Annotated in this window: 4 protein-coding genes; all 4 read right to left on the reverse strand. The window is 68.4% G+C overall.

What is annotated here, in order from left to right; all coding sequences use genetic code 11:
- A partial coding sequence (locus tag I5M_RS12705) for a proton-conducting transporter membrane subunit (RefSeq protein ID WP_022721748.1) occupies positions 1 to 765 on the reverse strand: 765 nt, incomplete at its 3' end.
- Complete coding sequence (locus I5M_RS12710) at positions 756 to 2,816, reverse strand: NADH-quinone oxidoreductase subunit L (RefSeq protein ID WP_031336213.1); 2,061 nt, start codon at positions 2,814 to 2,816, stop codon at positions 756 to 758. The genes I5M_RS12705 and I5M_RS12710, both read right to left, overlap by 10 nt.
- A gap of 2 nt (positions 2,817 to 2,818) precedes the next feature.
- A complete protein-coding gene (gene nuoK / locus I5M_RS12715; protein ID WP_022721750.1) occupies positions 2,819 to 3,127 on the reverse strand; it encodes an NADH-quinone oxidoreductase subunit NuoK in 309 nt (102 codons plus the stop codon).
- Entirely contained in the window at positions 3,124 to 3,447 is a 324-nt protein-coding gene (locus tag I5M_RS29670; protein ID WP_244431993.1) for an NADH-quinone oxidoreductase subunit J, read from the reverse strand. The genes nuoK and I5M_RS29670 overlap by 4 nt, the downstream gene beginning before the upstream one ends.
- Between the last annotated feature and the right edge of the window lie 69 nt (positions 3,448 to 3,516).

Genomic DNA, 3,516 nt, shown 5'->3' on the forward strand with positions numbered 1-3,516 from the left:
GAAGCGGAACAAGCCGTAGGCGCCGGTCTTCAGCAACAGGCCGGCGAGCAGGATCGAGCCCGCCGTCGGCGCCAGCGTGTGCGCCTCCGGCAGCCAGGCGTGGAACGGAGGCACCGACAGCTTGACCATGAAGGCGAGCGAGAAGCCGAGCAGCATCCAGACCTGCGTGCTGGTACTCAGCTTCAGCTGCGCCAATTCGAAGGCGTTAAAGGTCATATGATCGGCCATCGCGGCGAGCGCAAACGCCGCCGCGAGCAGGCCGAAACCGGCGGCGGCGTTGAAGATCAGGAATTTCAGCGCGGCGCCTTCCTTGTCGCCGTGGCCCCACACCGCGATCAGCATGAAGGCCGGCACCAGCATGGCTTCCCAGAAGAACGCGAAGATCAGCAGGTCGAACGAGATGAAGACGCCGACCGTTGCCGCCACCGTCCAGCACAGGCTGGCGTGGAACAGACCGGAGTCGAGCTTGATCTCCGACCACGACGCCATCACCGAAATGATACCGAGACCGGCCGCGATGGCGATCAGCGCCGCCGACAGGCCGTCGAGCGCGAAGTCGAGCGAGATGCCGAACGACGGCACCCACGGATACGACACTTGGCTGTACCAGCGCCCCTCCGGCGCGCCCGCGATGATCGCGACCAGCACGATCAGCATCAGCGCGAAGGTCGCGATGGTGATCCAGCGCTCGCGGTTTTGGCCGGCGACGAAGAAGGCTGCGAGGCCGCCGAAGGCAGGCAGCAGGATGAGCGCAATCAGCGCCATGACGTCCCCCACGCGTAAAGTAGCAGTGCCGCGCAACCGAGCGCGATCCACAGTGAATGATCCCGGACCCGCCCGGTCTGAATTTTCCGCGCCTGCGCCCAGGCGAGACCAAAGCCGCCGGCGAACCCCATCCAGCTTCGATCGATGCGGTCCGGATTGAAGCGCGCGACGATCTGCGTGACGAACAGCCGCGCCAGATTGATCAACACGCGCCCGACCGGATCGCCCGACACCAGCTTGACGACCGGGGTCTGCCCGTCGGTGGCGCGAGCGATGAAATCGGCCGGCGCGGCATCACGGGCGTGCGCCAGCAGATCCTCGGCCGGCAGACCCGGCACCACGATGCCTTGCCGGCGCAGCTCGGTCGCGTGCTCGAATGCCTCGGTGCCCTCGGCATTTCCGAGCACGGCGGCGGCTTTGCGGAAGCGGCGCACGAAGTAATAATAATACAGCACGTCGAAGCGGAAGGCGCGGACGTGGCGCAGCCGGGCGGAGATCTGCTCCAGCTCGCGCGGATGCTTCACCAGCCAGCGCGCCAAAATCACACCGAGGATCGGCGCAGCGGCACCCAGCAACGTCGGCACCAACGGCGTATGCACCGGCGCACCGCCGGTGAAATGGATCAGCGCGCCGACGGATAGTCCGCCGACCACGGCGACCAGCGTCAGCACTGCCAGCGGCACCAGCACCGCGGCCCCGCCCCAGGGCGGCGCCGCGAGATCGGCGCTTTGCGACCCCGCGACGAACACGACGCGGAACGCATAGGCGCCGGTGAGCACGGCAGCGGTGGCGGCGAGCAGCCACAGTGGCGCGCCCCACGGCCCGCTGCTCCACACGGCGGCCAGCACCGCTTCTTTGGAGTACCAACCGGCGGTGATCACCGGCAGGCCGGCCAGCGATGCGGCGCCGACTGCAAACGCCCAGAACGCCCAGGGCTGACGATAGCGCGCGCCGCGCAGCGCCTCGATCGCGGTCGAACCGCCGGAGGCGTGACTCATCACGCCGGCGCTGAGGAACAGCAGCGACTTGAACGCCGCGTGGATGGCGAAATGCGACAGCGCCACCGCCGGCGCACCGAGCCCAAGCGCCAGCACCATGAAGCCGATCTGGCTCATGGTGGAGAACGCCAGCAGCTTCTTCACATCAGTCTGGATCACCGCGAGCAGCGCCGCGAAAGCCGCGGTGATGATGCCGAGCATCGCCACCATCGCCGAGACTTCCGGCGCGGCGGCGAACAGCGGCGCGAGCCGCGCCAGCAGGATGACGCCGGCCGCCACCATGGTGGCGGAATGGAGCAGCGCCGATACCGGCGTCGGGCCGGCCATCGCGCTCGGCAGCCAGGTGTGAAACGGAAACTGCGCCGACTTGCCGAGTGCACCGATCGCGATCAGGAACGCGATCGGTGCCAGCTTCCACGGCCCGATCGCCGGCACGGCGGCGAGCATCCCGTCCAGCCGCGTGGTGCCGGCGCTCAGGAACAGCATCATCAGGCCGGCGAGCAGGAAACTATCGGCGACGCGTGTGGTGATCAGCGCCTTGCGCCCGGCGGCGACCGCCTTCGGCAGCCTGTCGTAGAACGCGATCAGCATGAAGCTGCACAGGCCGATGGTTTCCCAGCCCAGAAACAGCAGGATGACGTCGGCGGCCAGCGCCACCGCCAGCATGCCGGCGAGGAACAGGTTCATCACCGCGAAGAAGCGCTTCAGATCGGCCAGCGGCTCGGTCGCCATGTAGGCGCCCGAATAGATCAGCACCAAGGCGCCGACCAGCGCCACCGTGCCGCCCGTCACCATGCTGAGCGGATCCATCGACATCGCGATCTGGGCGACGAACACGCCGGTGTCGATCGACAGGATCGGCACCGCCGCGCCGGTGACGCAGGCGCCATCGAGGCACCCCAGCGCCACGGGAACGAACAGCACCGCCGGCAACACCGCGCAACCGACACCGAGCGCGATCACCGCCGCGCGCGGCAATGCCAGCGGGATCAGCGACAGCAGCACGAAGCCGAACAGCGCCGGGACCGGGACGAAGGGAAGCAGCTGCGCCATGCTCATCCCTTCAATCCGCTGACGGCGTCGCTGTCGTCGGTGCCGATGAGGCGGCGGATGCGCAGCAGGAGCGCCAGCCCGACCGCGACTTCGGCAGCGGCGAGCGTCAGCACCAGGATGAACATGCCCTGCCCTTGCGGGTCGGCGTGATACGCACCGGCGGCGACGAACGCCAGCGCAGGCCCGCTCAGCGCCACTTCCAATGCAACGAGCTGAAACAGGATGCCGCGCCGCGCCAGCACGCCGAACACGCCGATGGCGAACAGCCCGGCGGCGAGGATCATCAGGCCGATCAGGTCGGAGCCGGTCATCGCGCGGTCCTCCGCTCGTTGCGGCCGATATGGCGGACGCCGATCAGGCCGGCGAGCAGCAACAGTGACGCCAGTTCGATCACCAGCGCCCACGGCCCGAACAGCAGCCGGCCGACGTCCTGCGCACTCACCGGCAGCGCCGGGTGACGACCCGGCATCGCAAAGGCGCCGAACACGAAAGGCGCGACGACGAGAATCGACAGGATCAGCGGCACCGGCCAGGCGCGCTTCAGCGCGGCGCGTTCGCGCACGATCGCCTCCGGCACGATCGGCAGCGTCATCACCACGAACACGAACAGCACTACGAATGGCGCCGGCATAGACCATGATCAGCAGCACCGCGGCGAACGCCGCGCCGAGCGCGAAAAACGACACCGCCAGCGCGAGCA

This window comes from Rhodopseudomonas sp. B29, from assembly GCF_000333455.1.
Classification (GTDB): Bacteria; Pseudomonadota; Alphaproteobacteria; order Rhizobiales; family Xanthobacteraceae; genus Rhodopseudomonas.

Bases quoted from the DNA above. Each gene is read 5' to 3' on its own strand.
- I5M_RS12710 (WP_031336213.1), bottom strand. From the start codon at position 2,816: ATGGCGCAGCTGCTTCCCTTCGTCCCGGTCCCGGCGCTGTTCGGCTTC.
- nuoK (WP_022721750.1), bottom strand. From the start codon at position 3,127: ATGACCGGCTCCGACCTGATCGGCCTGATGATCCTCGCCGCCGGGCTG.
- I5M_RS29670 (WP_244431993.1), bottom strand. From the start codon at position 3,447: ATGCCGGCGCCATTCGTAGTGCTGTTCGTGTTCGTGGTGATGACGCTG.